The organism is Peptoniphilus hominis (ex Hitch et al. 2025), assembly GCF_040096015.1.
In the GTDB taxonomy this organism is placed as follows: domain Bacteria; phylum Bacillota; class Clostridia; order Tissierellales; family Peptoniphilaceae; genus Peptoniphilus_A; species Peptoniphilus_A hominis.
The window spans coordinates 1-19,375 of the sequence record NZ_JBBMFO010000017.1 but is presented as its reverse complement, the minus strand read 5'-3'; the positions used below and the strand labels follow the sequence as shown (position 1 = coordinate 19,375).

Genomic DNA, 19,375 nt, shown 5'->3' with positions numbered 1-19,375 from the left:
TCCTTTATAGCTTAAATTAAGCTTCTGCTTCTTCTTTGCTATCTTTATTAAGTGCAGCTACAAGCATATTAGGATCTATACCATGAACCATGGCAGCTTCTTCAAGAGATTCCATTTGAGAAGATGGACACATGATGCAGCCCATGCCGAAGCTCATTAAAGTGCCAATTGATTCTGGTTTTTTTGAAAGAATTTCTCCAATTAACATTTCTTTTTTAATTTCCAATGTAAACACCTCCTATTAGATTATACCCAATCTTATTTATATTTAAAAGATGAGTATTTAATAAAATGATCTTCAGTCTTTCCACCAAGAGAGATTTCAAATTCACTTGTAGAATCAAAGCCCTTGGCAGCCAAAGTTTTTGCAACTTCAAATTTGCCTTCATAAGGGAAAATTTCAGATTTTTCGCCTTGACTTACTTGAATATAAGGCTTGTAAGTGAATTTGCCATTGTACTTAGTAGAAGTTGGAAGAACTTCAACAATGTTTTCTGATTTAATGTATTTCGCCTCGCCGTTAACTTGTCCTTCATCCTTGGTAGCTAGAATACTATTATTGATATTTCCTAAAAATTTATCAATATCTAAGATTGGATCCTTTAAGATGTCCAGACTTTTATCTTCATAGCTTGCTCTATAATCAAGTATTTTTATTTCAACTTGATTGTTTAAAATGGCCTTGGGTTCAATTGCTCTTGAGTCAATTGTAACCTTGTTGTTTTTTTGGGCATAGTCAACTACAAAGCCAATAGTTTGTCCCAACTCTCTAAGCTTAAAATAATTGTAGCCGTCAATAGTGTAGACATTAAGAGAATGTCTCACTCCATTTACAATAATATTGTGAAAGGATTTTTTTACTTCGCTGTCACTATCCTTTAGGGGACTTAAATCAGAATCAGTTTTTGTGTAGTCGGACTTGCTGTTTATGATGACACTTGACCTCTCTTGGTCGTAGCTTACGCTAAACTCAGCATCTTTTCCATCAAGAAGTGCAGCAACATCTCTTAGTTTAAAATAATTGTTGTCCTCAATATTGTAGCCCTTAACGCCAGTGTCTTTGCCGTCAAGCACAATGCTTTGGCTTGAAACTTTTGCGCCAGCAAAGACATTTATGCTTGAAAATAAAATAAGTGATGAAGCTACAAGGCCTAGAAATTTTTTCATATTATTACCTCCCAAGTCTATTGTATTTTAAAAGATGGCTCTCGACAAGAGAAAATATTTAACCTATAATTTATAGTGGTGATGAAATGGAAAACTTATTAATGGGATTTAATATAGTATCACCTGTTTTTTTTGTATTGCTCCTGGGCTACTTCGCAAAAAGAAGGGGATACATAGATAACAACTTTGTGGACAAGGGTACATGGATAGTCTTTTACCTAGCCTTGCCCTTTAAATTATTTTACGACATAAAAAATGCAAGGATTGTCTCCCTCCATCCAAAATATGTGGCATATATACTCTTGGGAGTAATTTTTGTAATTTTTATTTCAATAATTATTGCCAAGGCTTTGAGGATTAAGGACAAGAAAAAACTATCAGCCTTTGTCCACTGCGCCTATCGCTCAAACTTTGTCTATGTTGGCTTTCCAATTTTAGACATAATTTATAATGGTGCGCCTTCCATGGAGCACATGATAGTCATAATTGCCTTTGGCCTCACTCTTTACAACATTTCTGCAATAATCCTCTTAACTTATTACAGCGAAGCAGAGGACAAGAGCATTTCCTTTATTGATATTTTTATAAAAATTTTAAAAAATCCAATGATAGCCGGCGTTGTTGTTGGGGCAATATTTAATTTCTTGCAGCTTCCTGTCTATCAAGGAGTGGACAAGGCAATAGAGATGGTGGCAAAAATTTCTACGCCCATGTCTCTCATCTTAATTGGAGCAAGTTTAAATTTTGAATCTTCAAAGTCCGACTTCAAGCTCATGTTTATCTCTGCCTTTATTAAGACAGTTATAGCTCCGGCACTGCTTATACCAATTGGAGTTAAGCTTGGCTTTACAAATATGGAACTGGGCATAGCCTATGTCTTTTGGGCGACACCTTGTGCAGCAAACTGTTTTATTTTCACAAAACAAATGAAATCTGACTATGAATTTGCCTCAAAGGTAATAACTTTAAGTTTTATCATGAGTATTATTACCTATCCTGTAGGAATTTCTTTAATGAATTATTTTAATCTATTGCACTAAGTAAATATTGATGTTATAATCAAGCTACAACTAAAAATAATACCTTATTGAGAGTGGTGGAGTGAATGGGCACTTTGAAACCCGGCAACCTAGTTGGTGCTAAATCCCACAGATTTTTATCTGAAAGATGAGGTTTAATGGTCCTCACTTTTTGCGTGAGGATTTTTTTATGGATTAGTATTTCAAAATAAATATAAAGACAAAAAATTAATTCATACATTAAATCAAAGGTATTTAAAATGGAGGAATTAAAAATGAAAAAATGGCAATTTAGTTCAGAGTCCGTTACTGAAGGACATCCTGACAAAGTTTGTGACCAAATATCTGATGCTATATTAGATAAAATTTTAGCAGAAGATAAAAAGGCGAGAGTGGCATGCGAAACTATGGCATCCACTGGAATGATAGTTATAACTGGAGAAATTTCAACAGACACTTATGTTGACTTTGAAAAGACAGCAAGAGAAGTCCTAGAAGATATTGGATACAACAGAGCTAAGTATGGTTTTGACGGAAGAACTTGTGCAGTTTTATCTGCCATTAAAGAACAATCTTCTGACATTGCCATGGGCGTTGACAGATTTAAGGAAGCTGGAGTAGATGAACTTGACGCCTTTGGAGCAGGAGACCAAGGAATAATGTTTGGCTTTGCTTGCAATGAAACTGAAGAGTTAATGCCTCTTCCAATTTCTCTTGCCCACAAGCTTGCACTAAGACTTACTGAAGTGAGAAAAAATGGCACACTGGACTATTTGAGACCAGATGGCAAGACTCAAGTAACTGTTGAATACGAAGACGACAAGCCTCTAAGACTTAAAAATGTTGTAGTATCTTCACAACACGCACCAGAAGTTCCAATGGAACAAATTAGAGAAGATATAATAAGAGAAGTTGTAGAAAAAGTTGTGCCTGAAGGCTTAATTGACAAGGACACAGAATTTTTCATCAACCCAACAGGCAGATTTGTAATTGGTGGACCAATGGCAGATGCTGGACTTACTGGCAGAAAAATAATCGTAGACACTTACGGTGGCTTTGGAAGACATGGAGGAGGAGCTTTCTCAGGTAAAGATCCAACTAAGGTAGATAGATCTGGAGCCTACTACGCAAGATACATTGCAAAAAATCTTGTGGCAGCAGGACTTGCAGACAAGGTTGAAATTGGACTTGCCTATGCAATTGGTATTGCCAGACCAACTTCAGTCTATGTAGAAACTTTTGGCACTGGCAAATTATCTGACGAAGAAATCGAAAAAATTATTATGGAAAACTTTGACATGAGACCAGCTGCAATTATTCGCGACCTTGACCTTCTAAGACCAATTTACAGACAAACTGCAGCCTATGGTCACTTTGGAAGAGATGACTTAGATCTTCCATGGGAAAAGACAGACAGGGTAGAAGACCTAAAAAAATATTTAAAATAAATAAGTGAGTTAAATTTAAAAAATCGGGTACAAAAAGCTTGTTGAGTAAAAAACACTAACTTAGTATGTTATAATAAAAAGGTAAGTTAAAGTTTAGATTCGAGAAGAGGATGATTATGAAGAAAAGTTTTAAATATTTTAGGGCTAACCCTTGTGGTAATATTACTGGCTTTGTAGTAGCACCAGTTTATCCAGGCTATAGAAAAGCTTATACAAAGTGTATAATTGAACAAATAGATAAGGATGTTGAACAAGTTGGATTTATTTCACCAGCCTATGAAGGCGCACCACTTAGAATGGACATGATGGGTGGAGAATTTTGTGCCAATGCAACTAGGGCCTATGGACTTTATTCTGCAGGCTTCTATGACACTGATGGACTTGTTGACATTGAAGTCTATGTAAGTGGTCATGAAGGAACAACTGATGTAATAGCTGATGTGAAAAACCAAAAGGCTTATGTTGCAATGGATGCACCACTTGCAAAGAAGACTGTAAAAGTTAAGGGTGGGGACTACAAACTCATTCAACTACCTGGAATAAGTCATCTAATTGTTGAAGACCAGGAAGACGAAAAATTTGTCCAAGATGCCCTTGAAGTTCTTAAAAAGGATTACAAGGACGAGGCCTATGGAGTGATCTTCCTTGACAAGGAAAAGCTAGAACTTGTACCCTTTGTCTATGTAGAAGGTTCAGACACCTTATTTAGAGAATCTTCTTGCGGTTCAGGCACAGTTGCAGTAGTAAATTATCTTGAAGATGACATAGATGGTCTTGATGAAGATTATAAAATTTCCATTAAGAACCCAGCAGGTGAACTTGAAGTTTTTGTCTACGAATTTGAAAATGGCAAAAAGCTTTGTGTAGGTGGAGAAGTTGAACTTTCCGAAGTAGAAAAGAAATCAATTGACATTCCACAAGATGTTGTTGCCAGCGTAATTGCTGAACACGACAAAATTGTTGAAGAAAGAAAAAAACAAATGGCTGAAGAAGAACAAGAAAAAGTTGTAGACGAAAGCGACTTAACTGACGAAGAGCTTGAAATAATGAGAAAAAAATTTGGCTTTGATTAATTTTTAGTTTATCGAAGAAAATTTTATAAAAGATTTAAAGAGGGGGCAACCTCTCTTTTTTTGACTAAAAGTGTAGGTAAAAAAAGATTTTTTTAAGCACAGCTGATATAATGTAAGAGGTGATAAAAATGATAAATGTTGTTGGACTTGGGTCTACTTCTGCCAAAGATCTCACTCTTGAGGCAGTAAAAATTATGAAAAATGGAAATAAAAATTTTTTGAGGACAGAAAGGCATGACTCTCTTTCTTTTTTTGAAGAAAATAAGATAAATTATGAGTCCTTTGACTATCTCTACGATGAAATGGAAAGCTTTGACGAAGTTTACAATAAAATCGTAGAAATTTTAATTGAAAAATCTAAGAATGAAGACATAAATTATTTTGTGCCCGGTACTCCTCTTGTTGCAGAAAAAACTGTGAAGTTCCTAATAGAAAGAGAAGTTGAAATAAATATAGTTAATGGCATTTCTTTTATTGAGCCAGTTCTGGCAGCAGTGGGAAGGGATGCAGTAGATGGACTTTTGTTTTTAGATTCAGATGCAGATAAGTTTGACTTTGATACAAGAAGGGACACCCTAATCACTCAAGTTTACAACAAGAGAATTGCATCAGATTTATCTCTCTTGCTGCAAGAAGTTTATGATGAAGAGGATTTAGCCTATGTTATTACCAATGCAGGCCTCCCAGAGGAGATCCTTAGAGAGGTAAAAATTTATGAGCTTCCAAGACTTGATGACTACAACCATCAGTCCTGTGTCTACATTCCAAGAAGTTGTGGCAAAAATTTTAATATGATTTTAAATAAAATTTCTTCTATTATTAGTGAAAAAGATATTTATTTAGATGATGAAAATTTTGAAAGTATAAAAAAAGAAATTTTAGAAAAATCTAAGTCGATTTCCATGGACTATGAAGAGGAAAAAGATCTTTTATCCCTCTTATTTTTCTTAATTTTATTAAAGGACAGGGATGGTCTAATAGATTTACGACAAATTTATGAAGAAATATATAAAAAATTGGATAAAATAGCGATTTTTTTAAAATAAATGTAGAAAATAAACGCAACATGAGTTATAATTGTAACAGTCTTAGGTTTGCGCGCCCAATGAGTGCCTAATGTTTTCTGAAACATTGCAATTCTAAGAAAAGATTATAAAAAATCTTCAAGGAGGATATAAAATGAACAAATCAGAATTAGTAGCAAACATTGCTGAAAAATCAGGTCTTACTAAAAAGGACGCTGAACAAGCTTTAAACGGATTTATTTCTTCAGTTCAAGAAGCTCTTGCTAAGGGAGAAAAAGTACAATTAGTTGGATTTGGAACTTTCGAAGTTAGACAAAGAAAAGCTAGAGAAGGAAGAAACCCTAGAAATCCAGAAGAAGTTATTAAAATTCCTGCATCTAAAGCACCAGTTTTCAGATCAGGTAAAGCTCTTAAAGAAGCTGTTAATAAGTAATAAAAGAGAAGGCGAGGCCTTCTTTTTTTATACTCAAATTTCTTATAAGTATTGAATTTTTCTAGTTTTTTTGATATATTCATAGTGGAGTGAATTATGAGATTAGATAAATTTTTAAAAAACTCAAGACTGATTAAGAGAAGGACCATCGCAAAGGAAGCTTGCGAAAAGGGACTTGTCAAAATAAATGACAAAGTTGCCAAGCCAGCAGATGATGTCAATGTAGACGACATTCTTACTTTAAAACTTGGCGAAAGAGAAATAAAAGTCAAGGTTAAGGATATTTCTGATGTGAACAGCAAGAAGGATGCAGAAACTCTTTACGATAGAATTGACTGAAGGTAATTGGATTTAAATTGGAGAGAATTTATGAAGGTTAAAAGAAAAAAATTCCCAGTGGCTCTTGCCCTTATAATTTTATTTTCTGTTGTATATGGTTCTGTGAAAATTGGCAAATCAATTTCCATAAGAAACCAAAAGCTAGAAATTATTTCTGGGAACAAAAAAGAAATTTCTAATTTAAAAATTGAAATAGATAATTTAAATTCAGAACTTGAAAATTCTTCTTCTGCAGATTTTGTAGAAAAAGTTGCCAGGGAAGAATTGGGCATGGTTAAACCTAGAGAGGTTATCTATGTAGATAAAGACAAGGAAAAAGTTTCAAATAAAGATAAATTTGCCAGTGAAGAAAAAATTTCTAATAATAAAAATAAAGATTTAAATAAATAGGAGGAAGTTATGGATTTATCGCCAGGCGATATTGTAGAAGGTGTAGTTAGCAAGGTAACTAAATTTGGAGCCTTTGTTGATTTAAAGGAAGGCAAAAGTGGTTTAGTACATATTTCAGAGATTGCAGATACTTTTGTTAAAAATATTGAGGATCACATCAAAGAGGGCGACGAAGTCAAGGTCAAGGTTCTTAGCATTGACGAAAAGGGAAAAATTGCCCTATCAATTAAGGATGCCCTTGAAAAAAAAGAAGAGCCTAAGGATGAAAAAGTTGATGAAAGATTTGAAGATATTTTGAGCAAATTCTTAAAGGAAAGCAATACTAAACTTGATGAAGCGAGAGCTAGATATAATCAAAAGACAAAGAAGAGGAATTCTAGAAATTAGCAAGTGGTTGACTATCTTTTGATAGTTCTACCACTTTTTTTATTATGGACAGGTTATTTTTTGAAAATTTAAAAAAATTAAATATTATAAAAAAAGGCGACAAGCTCTGTCTTGCAGTCTCTGGTGGAGCCGATTCCATGTATCTTTTTTACAATTTTATGGATTTAAGAGATGACTTTGATTTAGACATAATAGTCTGTCATTTAAATCATGGCATTCGCGAAACTGCCAAAAGAGATGAGGACTTTGTAAAAAATATTTGCAGGGACTATGGGGTAAAATGCCTTACAAAGACTGTGAATATGGATGAATTTGCAAGAATTTATAAACTTTCATCAGAAGAAGCTGGAAGAATTTTAAGGTATGAATTTTTTAGGGAAAATTCTTTTGGAAGAAAAATTTTAACTGCCCACAATGCCAATGACCGCGCAGAAACTCTTCTATTTAACATTATTAGGGGAACAGGTATTAGGGGTCTAGCTGGAATGACTGAAGTCAATGAGGACATTTACAGGCCTCTCATTGACATAAAAAGGTGTGACATAGAGGGCTATTTACATAAAAATAATTTGCCCTATGTTGAGGACGAGACAAACTTTGAAGAAATTTACACGAGAAATAAAATTAGGCTTAGCCTAATTCCAAAATTAAGTGAACTCAATCCAAATATTATTGACGCCCTTCTCAGACTTTCAGAAAATGCCTCTGACGCCTCTGATTTTATAGAAGAACTTGTAGAAGAAAATTATAGTAAGTGCATCAAGGATTATTATTTTATTGTAGAAGAAATGAAAGGGCTTAACAAATTCCTAGCTTGCGAAATTATTAAATCATACTTGGCAAAAAACTTCTACAGTGAAAATATTTTAAGTAGGAACAATATTTTAGGTATCTACGACTTGATCTTGGGGGAAAGCGGAAGAGTCATCAATCTTGGCAGCAAGATCTCTGCCAGAAAATCCTACGACAAAGTTTTTGTTGAAGAGGAAAAAAGTGAATCAGTTAAGAGAGAAGCAAGCTTAAAATTGGGTAATAATTACACAGACTTTGGTGAAATTTTTATTTCAAAAGATGGGGCAATTTCTAAGGGAGACTCCTTTATAAAAACTATAGACTGTGATAAAATTAAGGGAAGCCTTTTTATTAGAAGTAGACAAAGGGGCGACAGGTTTAAGCCTCTTGGCATGAATAATAATAAAAAGTTAAAGGACTATTTTATAGACAGAAAAGTTGACAGGTTAAAGAGGGATGAAGTAGGTCTTATTTGCGATGATGAAAAGATTATCTACGTTCTTGGCATGGATATTTCTGAAGATGTCAAGATAGATAAAAATACTTTAAATAAACTCGTTTTGGAGGTTAAAAATGTCAGATATTAAAGAAGTTCTTATTACTGAAGAAGAAATTCAAAATAAGGTTAAGGAACTTGGAGAAAAAATAACTGAAGATTACAGGGACAAGGATTTATTTTTACTTGGCATACTAAAGGGCGCTGTTCCATTTATGGCAGATATTATGAGAAAAATAGACCTAGACCTTGAATATGATTTTATGGATGTGTCCAGCTATCAAGGCACAAGATCCATGGGTGAAGTTAGAATTTTAAAGGACATATCTACTTCAATTGTTGGCAAGGATATTCTAATTGTGGAAGACATAATTGACACTGGCATCACACTTTCTTACTTAACAAAGGTGTTAAAGTCAAGAGGTGCAAATTCCATTGAAATTGTCACTATGCTTTCAAAGCCAAGTAGAAGAAAAATTGACTTACCTGTTAAATACAATGGATATGAAATTGAAGATTATTTTGTAATAGGATATGGAATGGATTATGACGAAAAATACAGGGCTCTTCCTTATATTGGAATACTAGATGAGTCTGTATATTCAAAATAAGAAGGGGTGATATAGTTGAATAAAAAAATTGGAGGAGCAGGTTTTTATATTGTACTAATTTTAGTATTGGTGCTTACAATAAAATTTTTCAGCCCACCTGTAAACACAGTGGATGAAAAAAGTTTTACTGAATTTGTCACAGAACTGGACAAGGGTAATGTAAAGAGTGTAACCCTACAAAATGGAATGGACTCCATTGCCAGCGTTAAATTAAAAAGCGATGAATCCTTTAGGACTGTAATACCTAAGGAGGCATCAGATACTTTTTATAAGGATTATTTAAAGGAAAAATCTGATGCTGGCGAGATAAATGTAATTTCTACACCAACTAAGCAAACTTCTTTTCTTGTTGAATGGATTCCAACTCTATTGATGTTGGGAGTACTGATTTTCTTCTGGTACAAGATGATGCAACAAGCTGGCGGTGGCGGAGGAAAGATGAATTCCTTTGGCAAGAGCAAGGCTAAACTCATAAATAAGGAAGATTCAAAAAATCTTGTAAAGTTTAAAGATGTTGCAGGTCTTGAAGAAGAGAAGGAAGAACTTGGAGAAATTGTTGACTTCTTAAAAAATCCTAAGAAGTTTATTAACATGGGGGCAAGAATACCTAAGGGAGTTCTCTTGGTGGGACCTCCAGGAACTGGTAAGACTTATCTATCTAAGGCAGTTGCTGGCGAAGCAGGCGTTCCATTCTTCATCATGAGTGGATCTGACTTTGTAGAAATGTTTGTGGGTGTTGGTGCTTCAAGAGTAAGAGATTTATTTGAAAACGCAAAGAAAAATGCACCATGTATAATTTTTATAGATGAAATTGACGCTGTTGGAAGAAGAAGAGGGGCAGGCCTCGGCGGCGGACATGACGAAAGAGAGCAAACCTTAAACCAACTTTTAGTTGAAATGGACGGCTTTGGCACTAACGAAGGCGTAATAGTAATGGCTGCAACAAATAGGGCAGACATACTTGACCCTGCCATTTTAAGACCAGGAAGATTTGACAGAACTGTCTATGTTGGAAAGCCTGATGTCCGTGCCAGAAAGGCAATACTTGAAATTCACTCAAGGGGCAAAAAACTTGCAAGAGATGTTGACCTTGAAGTAATTGCCAAGAGAACTCCTGGCTTTACTCCAGCAGATCTTGAAAACTTGATGAACGAATCTGCCCTACTTGCTGCAAGAAGAAATGACAGCGAAATTTCAATGGAAGATGTTGACGAAGCATCAATTAAGGTGCAAGCAGGTCCTGCAAAAAAATCTCGTGTAGTATCAGAAAAGGAAAGAAAGCTAACTGCAGTTCACGAGTCAGGACACGCAATTGTGTCAAGGCTTCTGCCAGAGGAAGACCCAGTCCACATGATAACAATTATTCCAAGGGGAATGGCTGGCGGCTTCACTGCCTATCTTCCAGAAGACGATGTTTCCTTTATGACAAAGAAAAAAATGGAAGCTTCCATTGTATCTCTACTTGGAGGAAGAGTTGCAGAGTCCCTTGTCCTTGATGACATATCCACTGGCGCATCAAATGACATTGAGAGGGCTACAAAAATTGCCCGTGCCATGGTAACTCAATACGGAATGAGCGACAGGCTTGGCACCATAAATTATGATTCATCTGAAAATGAAGTCTTTATCGGTCGTGACCTTGGCAGGTCAAAGGATTATTCTGAAAGAACTGCTGCAGAAATCGACGAAGAAGTTGCAAGAATAATAAATGAAGGCTACTCAAAGTGTAAGGAACTTTTAAGCGATAACCTAGACAAGCTTTTGGCACTTTCCGATGCACTTTTGGAAAAGGAAACAATTTATGCCAATGACTTTGAAAAGATCTTTAATGGAGAAAAATTGGAAGAAGAGTCTATAGACATTGACGACTCCATAAAGGTCACTGATCTTTCTGAAGAAGCTCGACAAATAATTAGCAAAAAGGAAAGTGAAAAGAAAGATAAAGAAGTCAGTGAAGACAGAGAAGAAGCAAAGGATTCTGAATAAATTCATTAAAAGCCCCTAGGGGCTTTTTTCCTTGGATAAAAATTCTTAAGCTAAGACAATTTATAAATTTTATTAAAACTGCTGGAGATCTATCTTTAGCAGTTTTTTATGTAAGTCACCTAGGAAATCATAAATAAATTAATAAAGGGCAATAAAAAACTGGAGCTTTACTCCAGTTTCTTAAGCTTAATTTTCATTTGTATCTTCATTTAAAATTGATGCTTTTGAATGAGATTTTTTCTTGCCAGCATTTTCACCTGAGGACTTCTTCCTATTGCCATTGTCATTGTTGTTGTTATTATTCTTGTTTTTGTCTTTCTTCTTTTCTTCATCATCGGAATCTCTATACCAACCTAACTTATTAGTATAGTGTGGCTTAGTTCCGTCAGCTAGTAGTTCACGCCTTCCATTTACATATTTAGTGAAGATTCCATCTGGTTCTTCAAATTCTTTTTTGTCCAAGTCTTCGTGAACAGCCTTCATAATTTGCTTCCAAAGGTAGGCAGATTGAGTTGAACCAAAGGCAAGCTTTTGATGCTTGTCGTTGCCTATCCAAACTGAGCAAGTGTAGTAAGGAGTGTAACCTACAAACCAAACATCCTTCTTGTCAGTAGTTGTACCAGTTTTACCGGCTATGTCTTGTCCTGGGAAAGAAGCGTTGCGACCAGTTCCCCTTTTAACGACATCTTTTAACATATCTGTCAAGATATAAGCGTTTTGTGGAGAAGTTATTTCTTTTTCCTTAGGGTCAACTTGATAGATGACATCTCCAGTGTTAGTTTCAATCTTTGTAATTACATAAGGGTTAGCATATTTTCCCTCGTTGGCAAGAGTTGTGAAGGCTCCAGCCATTTCGAAAGGACTAATGCCATAGCTCATGCCGCCAAGAGTAAGAGGAGCATAGTCCATGTCATTCCACGTTGGATTGTCCTTTTTCTCTACAATAGTGCTGACTCCAATAGATTTTAAGGTGTCAATCATCTTATTAATTGACTCTTCGTCATTGTAGACCTTTGAATAAGTTGAATTTTTATTTGCCTTTGCTTCTTTGTCAGCAGAAATATCTCTGGCAACTTGATAAGCGCCAACATTTGATGATTGACGAAGAAGATTTCTTATTGTAGTCCAACCTTGGTAATAGCTGCCAGCATTTTTAGGTGAGTGACCAAATAATTTTTCTGGCATCTTTGCGTCAAGGTAGACATCACCAGCAGTGGCTCCATTGTTAAAGGCAGTTAAATAAACTGAAATTGGCTTAATAGAAGATCCAGGTTGTCTTGGAACTAAAGCCCTATTTAAAAGTCTGCCACCACTTACATTTCTACCGCCAACAAGAGCCTTAACTTCGTGAGTTTTTTGGTCGATAATAACTGAGGCAACTTGTGGTTGTATTATTCCATTTTTTTCTGTGAAAGTGCCATAATAATATTTAGGATTTGATACAACTTGTTCTAGGGTCCTTTGCATGTCAATGTCCATTGGTGTGTAAATTTTTAGTCCGCCATTAAATAATTTATTTGTGGCTTCTTCCTTTGTGTAGCCAGAGTTCATCAAAATCTTAATAGTATTTTTTTGCACAACATCTGTGTAGAAAGATGAAATTCCACTTTCTTTACGAGAGCCTATGTCGATGTTAATTTTTTCATTTAAGGCATTTTCATATTCTTCATTAGTAATAAGACCTTGCTCAGCCATTTTCTTTAAAACTAATTTTTGTCTCTCTTGAGAAGTTTCGTTGAAGACAGCCTTTACTGGCACTACTAAATTATTTTCTATTTGTATAAGTTCAAAATTATCTATTTGTCCAAGTTCATTTAAATTTTTTGAAATTTCAATAATTTTGTCAGAGTTTGGCTCTGAACCTTCATTTTTTGGCAGTAAAACTATTTCAATATTGCCAAGGTCATCATCTTCATTTATCTCTTGAGTGTTGTAGGGAGTGTACTTTTCTGGCAAGTTTGTAACGCCTGCTAAGAGTGCACACTCAGCAAGGTCAAGTTCAGATACATCCTTGTTGAAAAAAGTTTTTGCAGCGGCTTGGACACCCACTGTACCCTTAGAGAAGCCTGCAGAGTTTAAGTATGCCTCAAGTATCTGCTCTTTTGACAGTTTTTCTTCTATTTGGTAGGAATAGTAGATGTCTGTGATTTTTCTAACCACGCTCTTTGAAAAAGATGTGTACAAGTTCTTGGCAAGCTGCATAGTAATAGTTGATGCACCTTGGTCAAAGGACCTTGTCTTTATGTCATGGACAAGAGCACCTGCCACTCTTCTATAGTCAACTCCACTGTGTTCAAAAAATCTTTCGTCTTCTATTGCCACAATGGCATTTAATAAATTTTTTGGTATATCCTCGTAGGGAACAAATTCACTAAACTCATCAGAGACTAAAGTCTCAATAAGTTTTCCATCATTGGTATAGATCCTAGAAGTTTCAGAGAGCTGAGCTCTGTATTCTGTGGGTTCTATTAGGGGAGCTTTTTTAAAAATACCAAGTACAATAGCAGTGACCATTGAACCTAAAATGATTATTGCAGCAACAACTATTAGTATGAGTATTTTTATTAGGCTTGAAAATTTTATTATTCCACGAGCTTTATTGTTTTTGGAATCTTTCATAACAACCTCCTATCTTGATATTATAACAGAATTTTTATCATATAACTATAAGTAGATATGAAAAAATCCCGCCCAGGGGCGAGACTTTAACATAAAATATTCTATTAATTATAAACTATTTAGTCTTTAAAAGCCTAGTTATTCATAGCTTTTAAAATTCTTGGCGCAATAAGAGCTGCAACTACTGCCTTTGCCATATCAGGTATGATAAAAGGAATCATGCCAATGGAAAAGATTTTTGCCACGCCCATGGAAGTGCCCATTACATTATTTAAAATGATGTACATATAGGGAAGACCTATTGCGTAGAAAATAACTTCTGCTAAAACTAGAACGATCATAATTTTGCCAAAGTTTTTTTCTCCATGAGCAAATTTAGAAATAAAAATTGCACCTATTATAAAGGCAATTAAAAATCCAAAGCTTGGTTTTAAAAAGGATTGAAAGCCTCCAGTGAAGCCTGCAAAAATTGGCAGACCTATTAAGCCAAGTAGGACATATATGAAAACTGTAAGTCCTGCATAAAAAGGTGTAAGTAAAAGTCCTGTCATAAATACAAAAAAGTTTTGTAAAGAAAAGGGAACAGGTCCAATTGGTATAGAGATAAAAGCTCCCACAGCTATAAGTGCAACTAAAAGTGCAATTTTTGTTATGTCTTTTGTTTTAATTTTCATCATTAACCTCCGAAAGATATAGTACACAATGTTTACTCTTTTGTCAACAAGGTTAACGCAAAATTTTTCGCATTTAAAATAAATTGATTAATTATAAATATTGGGTAAATAATTAGTTGAAAGTGAAGATTATAAAATATATAATGAAAACAATTTGTTAAATGAGGTGTAAAAATGTTATTAGTAATAGATGTAGGAAATACTTCCATAACTTGGGGCGTTTATAAGGGGGATGAGCTAGTAAATGATTTTAGGACTTCCACTGTGAAGACTAGAACATCAGATGAGTACGGTCTTATTTTTATAAACACACTAACTCATGCCAATATTGATCCACAAGATATTGAAAATGTAATAATTTCATCCGTTGTGCCAAACCTTATGCACACACTTCCTTCTATGGTTAGAAAATATTTTAATAAGAACCCAATGATTGTAAGTGCAGACTTAGACTTGGGACTTAATTTAAAGTACGACAATCCCAAGGAAGTTGGTGCCGATAGAATTGTAAATGCTGTTGGCGCCCTTGAAATTTATGGAAAAAAATCCATTATAGTTGACATAGGAACGGCTATGACTTTTTGTATAGTTGACGAGGAAAAAAACTACCTTGGCGGTTTGATTATGCCAGGTATTGGCATTTCTGCTGAAGCACTTTTTATGATGACTTCAAAACTTCCAAAAATTGAAATTATTGCGCCAGAAAAAGTTATTCAATCTAACACAGTTGGAGCAATGCAATCAGGCCTCTATTACGGCTACGCTGCAATGATTGATGGAATTGTAGATAAACTTTTAAAGGAACTAAATTGGAAGGAAGAAGATACAAATATTATTTCCACTGGTGGTTTCTCTACTATGTTAACTAGTGATTCAAAATATAATTTTATAATCAACAAATTTTTAACTCTTGAAGGGCTAAAAATTATATTTGAAAAAAATAGCAAAATAGATTGAGAGTGATTTTGTGTTAAAAATTTTAGCACCAATGGCAGGCTACACTGACATAGCCTTTAGGGAAGTGGCAACAGAAAAGGGAGCAGACTTAACTGTGACGGAAATGGTTTCAGCCATGGCTCTCGTCTATGAAAACAAAAAGACCCTAGACCTTTTAGAAATTTCTCCCAAGGAGAAAAAAGTTTCTGTGCAAATTTTTGGATCAGACCCAAAAATTATGGGGGAAGCTGCCAGCATTTTAAATGACTATAATTTTTCTTATGTTGACATAAACATGGGCTGCCCTGCACCAAAAATTGTAAAAAATAATTCAGGCTCACATCTTTTAAGGGACCCCTCACTTGTCTATGACCTAGTAAAAGCTGTTGTAGAAAATTCAAAAAAGCCAGTTTCTGTTAAGGTTAGAAAGGGAATTGGTGGAATTTCCTCCATGAAGGCAATAAAAAATATTGAGGCAGCAGGGGCAAGTTTTGTAACAGTTCACGGCAGAACGAGAGAAGAATATTACACAGGAAAGGCTGATTGGGATTTTATTAAGTCTGTCAAGGAAAATGTAAAAATTCCCGTAATTGGAAATGGTGACATAGCTAGTCCAGAAGATGCCCTAGAAAAAATAAATTATTCCAAGGTTGACGGCATAGCAATAGGAAGAGGAGCAGTGGGGAACCCCTACATCTTTAATCAAATTGAAGAGCTCATAAAAACTGGCTCCTACTATAAGCCAAGTGACAGAGAAAAACTTCTTTTAATGATAGATGAGCTTGAGAGAAAAATATCTTATAGGGGAGAAAAACTTGGCATCCTTGAAATGCGAAAGGTCTACGCAAATTATTTTAAGGGCATGAAGGACTCAAAGGAAGTTAGAAATAAATTAAACACACTAAAGGATAAGGATGAGATAATAAAACTTATCAAAGCTTATATTGAAACTTTAGACTAAAATAAATTTTAACTCTGCATAAAAGTGCGGAGTTTTTATTTTTTGGAGAAATTTTATGAAAAAATCATGGAAAAACTTTAAAATCTTGACATAAAGAGAAGTTTCGACTATAATAGCCTAGATTAAAAGGTTTTTGTAAAGGGCGGCTGACGCCTTATTTTTTATATATTGAGGAGAGAGAATTTTGGAAAAAGATATATTTTTCACACCGGAAGGTCTAGAAAAAATTGAAAATGAAATTGAGTATTTAAAAACAGTTAGAAGAAAGGAAGTTTCTGAGAGAATTAAAGTTGCCCTAGGTTATGGCGACCTTTCTGAAAACTCTGAATACGATGAAGCTAAAAACGAACAAGCACAAGTTGAAGAGAGAATCGCAAAACTTGAAATGATGGTTCGTAATGCAAAGATAATTGACGAAAAAGATTTAAATACAGATGTAGTTAACATTGGTTCCAACGTAAAGGTAAGAGAACTTGAAACTATGGAAGAAGACGAATACACAATTGTTGGTTCAGCAGAAGCAGATCCACTAGAAGGAAAAATTTCTAACGAATCACCAGTTGGCTCAAGACTTATTGGCAATCGCGTTGGCGATGTAGTGGAAGTTGAAGTTCCAGACGGAATTATTAAATACGAAATTTGCGGAATAACTATTTAGGAGGCAATTTGTGAAAAAAACAGAAGATGCAAATCTAAATGAAATGCTTTTGTTAAAGAGACAAAAGCTTGACGAATTAAAAAGCGAAGGCAAGGATCCCTTTGTTAATGAAACCTACGATGTAACTGCTCGCTCAAAGGACATCAAAGAAGAGTTTAAAGAAGATGAAGAGAGAGAAGTTTCCATAGCTGGTCGTGTAATGAGCAAGAGACGCCATGGCAAAATTTGTTTCTTAGATGTGAGAGATTCCTTGGGAACTATTCAAGTTTTTGCAAGAAAGGATGTCCTTGAAGACAAGTACGAAGAAGTAAAGGGACTTGACATTGGAGACATAGTTGGAGTAAAGGGTCTTGTATTTAAGACAGAAGCAGGCGAAATCACAGTTCGTGCAACAGATCTCACTCTACTTTCAAAATCACTTCAAATTCTTCCAGAAAAATTCCACGGTCTAAAGGACCCAGACCTAAGATACAGACAAAGATATGTTGATTTAATTGTAAATCCTGAAGTAAAGGATGTATTTATAAAGAGAAATCAAATTATCAAAAAAATCAGAGAATTTTTAGACAATAAAGGCTTCTTGGAAGTTGAAACACCAATCCTTGGCACAGTAGCAGGTGGAGCAAATGCAAGACCTTTCTACACTCACCACAACACTCTTGACATTGACATGCAACTTAGAATTGCCAACGAGCTTTTCTTAAAGAGATTAATCGTAGGTGGCTTTGAAAAAGTTTATGAAATGGGCAAGATGTTTAGAAACGAAGGAATGGACCCTAAACACAATCCTGAATTTACAAATATTGAGCTTTACCAAGCCTATGTTGACTACGAAGAAATGATGAGAATAACTGAAAACTTATTCGAATATGTAGCCCTTGAAGTTCTTGGAACTGACACAATAAACTACCAAGGCACAGAAATTTCATTAAAGGCACCTTGGAAGAGAATTACCATGATCGACGCAGTTAAAAAATACGCTGATGTAGACTTTAACGAAATCGACACAGATGAAAAGGCTAGAGAAATTGCAAGAGAAAAGGGACTAGAAATTTCAGATCACGACACTTGGGGCAAAATTCTTTCAGAAATGTTTGAAGAATTCTGCGAAGAACACCTAGTTGAACCAACTTTTGTAATTGGTCACCCAGTAGAAGTTTCTCCACTTGCGAAGAGAAATCCAAAGGACCCAAGACTTACACAAAGATTTGAAGCCTTCATAAACACTTGGGAATTTGCCAACGCCTTCTCTGAACTTAACGACCCAATCGACCAAAGAGAAAGATTTGAAGCACAAGTAGCTGAAAAAGAAGCAGGCGATGACGAAGCTCATCCAATGGATTCAGACTTCATCAATGCAATTGAAGTAGGCCTTCCACCAACAGGTGGACTTGGAATTGGCGTTGACAGAATGATTGTACTTTTGACAGACCAACCATCCATTAGAGATGTACTTTTATTCCCAACCATGAAGCCAATAGGAAAAGAAGTTGCAGAAATAAATGCAAATAAAGTAGCAGATGAAAAATCAGCGGTAAAACTTGACCTATCAAAGGTAAAAGTTGAGCCATTATTTGAAGAATTTGTAGACTTTGACACTTTCTCAAAATCTGATTTTAGGGTAGTAAAAGTTAAAAACTGTGAAGAAGTTCCAAAATCTAATAAACTTCTCAAGTTCACTCTTGATGACGGAACAGAAGAAGAAAGAATAATCCTATCAGGAATTAAAAACTTCTACTCTGCAGAAGAATTAGTTGGAAAAACTCTTGTTGCAATAACAAATCTTCCACCAAGAAAGATGATGGGAATAGAATCCTGCGGCATGCTCCTATCAGCAGTTTGTGATTATGATGGCGAAGAATTATTAAATCTTCTTATGGTAGATGACAAAATCCCAGCAGGGGCAAAATTATATTAAAAGAACACGCTAATTAAAAAACTGGGGTTTGGTATGAATCCCAGTTTAATTTTTATAATTGGATTAATAGAATTATTGAGTTATACAATAAAATCAATTTAAAGAAAAATAAATATTAGATAATCTCAGACGATAGAAATTAAAAACTCTATCGTTTTTTTATATTTCAAAATTAGTAGGTAAAAGTGACAAGGATAAAAAGCCCCACTTAAAACAGTTTAATACATTATACATTTAGCGATTGAATATATAAGTTCAGTCGCTTTTTTAATTGAAATTTATAGATTAAGGAGAAGAAATTAATGGATAAAGTAAAAGAGGGATATTATGGCACTTAACTATAAACCATTATGGATACAGTTAGCAAAAAAAGGATTAAAGAAAACAGATGTAATAGCTATGGCAGGACTAACAACAAATGTTATGGCACAAATGGGCAAGGA

At 34.8% G+C, this 19,375-nt stretch carries 19 protein-coding genes and 1 riboswitch; of the genes, 15 read left to right on the top strand and 4 right to left on the bottom strand.

Annotated elements, in window-relative coordinates:
- Positions 1-16: 16 nt before the first annotated feature.
- Together WMO19_RS06155 and WMO19_RS06150 are read right to left on the bottom strand one after the other, a co-directional pair.
- Complete coding sequence (locus WMO19_RS06155) at positions 17-226, bottom strand: DUF1858 domain-containing protein (RefSeq protein WP_019124082.1); 210 nt, start codon at positions 224-226, stop codon at positions 17-19.
- 32 nt (positions 227-258) lie between these two features.
- Entirely contained in the window at positions 259-1,167 is a 909-nt protein-coding gene (locus WMO19_RS06150) for a hypothetical protein (RefSeq protein ID WP_349170760.1), read from the bottom strand.
- 86 nt (positions 1,168-1,253) lie between these two features.
- On the opposite strand from WMO19_RS06150, the gene WMO19_RS06145 reads away from it, so the two are divergent.
- From WMO19_RS06145 to ftsH, 11 genes are all read left to right on the top strand, one after another.
- Positions 1,254-2,207, top strand: coding sequence for an AEC family transporter (locus tag WMO19_RS06145; RefSeq protein WP_349170758.1), 954 nt, complete (start codon positions 1,254-1,256; stop codon positions 2,205-2,207).
- A 41-nt stretch (positions 2,208-2,248) separates the two neighbouring features.
- Positions 2,249-2,341, top strand: a riboswitch (SAM riboswitch).
- A 120-nt stretch (positions 2,342-2,461) separates the two neighbouring features.
- Entirely contained in the window at positions 2,462-3,634 is a 1,173-nt protein-coding gene (gene metK, locus WMO19_RS06140) for a methionine adenosyltransferase (protein WP_316719739.1), read from the top strand.
- 116 nt (positions 3,635-3,750) lie between these two features.
- Complete coding sequence (locus WMO19_RS06135) at positions 3,751-4,707, top strand: hypothetical protein (protein WP_349170756.1); 957 nt, start codon at positions 3,751-3,753, stop codon at positions 4,705-4,707.
- 128 nt (positions 4,708-4,835) lie between these two features.
- Positions 4,836-5,753 (top strand): SAM-dependent methyltransferase, encoded by a 918-nt coding sequence (locus WMO19_RS06130; protein WP_349170754.1) that lies wholly within the window; start codon positions 4,836-4,838, stop codon positions 5,751-5,753.
- Positions 5,754-5,886: 133 nt separating this feature from the next.
- Positions 5,887-6,165, top strand: coding sequence for an HU family DNA-binding protein (locus WMO19_RS06125; protein ID WP_019124088.1), 279 nt, complete (start codon positions 5,887-5,889; stop codon positions 6,163-6,165).
- Positions 6,166-6,261: 96 nt separating this feature from the next.
- A complete protein-coding gene (locus tag WMO19_RS06120) occupies positions 6,262-6,504 on the top strand; it encodes an RNA-binding S4 domain-containing protein (RefSeq protein ID WP_297392626.1) in 243 nt (80 codons plus the stop codon).
- Between the two features lie 30 nt (positions 6,505-6,534).
- Entirely contained in the window at positions 6,535-6,894 is a 360-nt protein-coding gene (locus tag WMO19_RS06115) for an FtsB family cell division protein (protein ID WP_349170752.1), read from the top strand.
- 9 nt (positions 6,895-6,903) lie between these two features.
- Positions 6,904-7,281 carry a S1 RNA-binding domain-containing protein gene (locus WMO19_RS06110; protein WP_019124091.1) on the top strand — a complete coding sequence of 126 codons (378 nt, stop codon included), beginning with the start codon at positions 6,904-6,906 and terminating at the stop codon, positions 7,279-7,281.
- Positions 7,282-7,325: 44 nt separating this feature from the next.
- The gene (gene tilS / locus WMO19_RS06105; protein ID WP_349170750.1) at positions 7,326-8,660 is read left to right on the top strand and encodes a tRNA lysidine(34) synthetase TilS; all 1,335 of its coding nucleotides are present in this window, start codon (positions 7,326-7,328) and stop codon (positions 8,658-8,660) included.
- Positions 8,647-9,180 (top strand): hypoxanthine phosphoribosyltransferase, encoded by a 534-nt coding sequence (hpt, locus tag WMO19_RS06100; protein WP_070610201.1) that lies wholly within the window; start codon positions 8,647-8,649, stop codon positions 9,178-9,180. The genes tilS and hpt overlap by 14 nt, the downstream gene beginning before the upstream one ends.
- Positions 9,181-9,195: 15 nt before the next feature.
- Positions 9,196-11,166, top strand: a complete 1,971-nt coding sequence (gene ftsH / locus WMO19_RS06095) for an ATP-dependent zinc metalloprotease FtsH (protein ID WP_349170748.1) — start codon at positions 9,196-9,198, stop codon at positions 11,164-11,166.
- A 186-nt stretch (positions 11,167-11,352) separates the two neighbouring features.
- On the opposite strand, the gene WMO19_RS06090 is transcribed toward ftsH, so the two are convergent.
- Both WMO19_RS06090 and WMO19_RS06085 read right to left on the bottom strand, forming a co-directional pair.
- Positions 11,353-13,785, bottom strand: a complete 2,433-nt coding sequence (locus WMO19_RS06090; RefSeq protein ID WP_349170746.1) for a transglycosylase domain-containing protein — start codon at positions 13,783-13,785, stop codon at positions 11,353-11,355.
- Between the two features lie 134 nt (positions 13,786-13,919).
- Positions 13,920-14,459 (bottom strand): biotin transporter BioY, encoded by a 540-nt coding sequence (locus tag WMO19_RS06085; protein ID WP_019124096.1) that lies wholly within the window; start codon positions 14,457-14,459, stop codon positions 13,920-13,922.
- A gap of 174 nt (positions 14,460-14,633) precedes the next feature.
- On the opposite strand from WMO19_RS06085, the gene WMO19_RS06080 reads away from it, so the two are divergent.
- The 4 genes from WMO19_RS06080 (at position 14,634) to lysS (ending at position 18,932) form a co-directional block, all read left to right on the top strand.
- On the top strand, positions 14,634-15,416 hold the full coding sequence (locus WMO19_RS06080) for a type III pantothenate kinase (protein ID WP_349170745.1): 783 nt from the start codon (positions 14,634-14,636) through the stop codon (positions 15,414-15,416).
- A gap of 10 nt (positions 15,417-15,426) precedes the next feature.
- Positions 15,427-16,356 (top strand): tRNA dihydrouridine synthase DusB, encoded by a 930-nt coding sequence (gene dusB / locus WMO19_RS06075; protein ID WP_349170743.1) that lies wholly within the window; start codon positions 15,427-15,429, stop codon positions 16,354-16,356.
- A 184-nt stretch (positions 16,357-16,540) separates the two neighbouring features.
- A complete protein-coding gene (greA, locus tag WMO19_RS06070) occupies positions 16,541-17,014 on the top strand; it encodes a transcription elongation factor GreA (RefSeq protein ID WP_019124099.1) in 474 nt (157 codons plus the stop codon).
- Positions 17,015-17,057: 43 nt separating this feature from the next.
- On the top strand, positions 17,058-18,932 hold the full coding sequence (gene lysS / locus WMO19_RS06065) for a lysine--tRNA ligase (protein WP_435891052.1): 1,875 nt from the start codon (positions 17,058-17,060) through the stop codon (positions 18,930-18,932).
- Positions 18,933-19,375 lie beyond the last annotated feature (443 nt).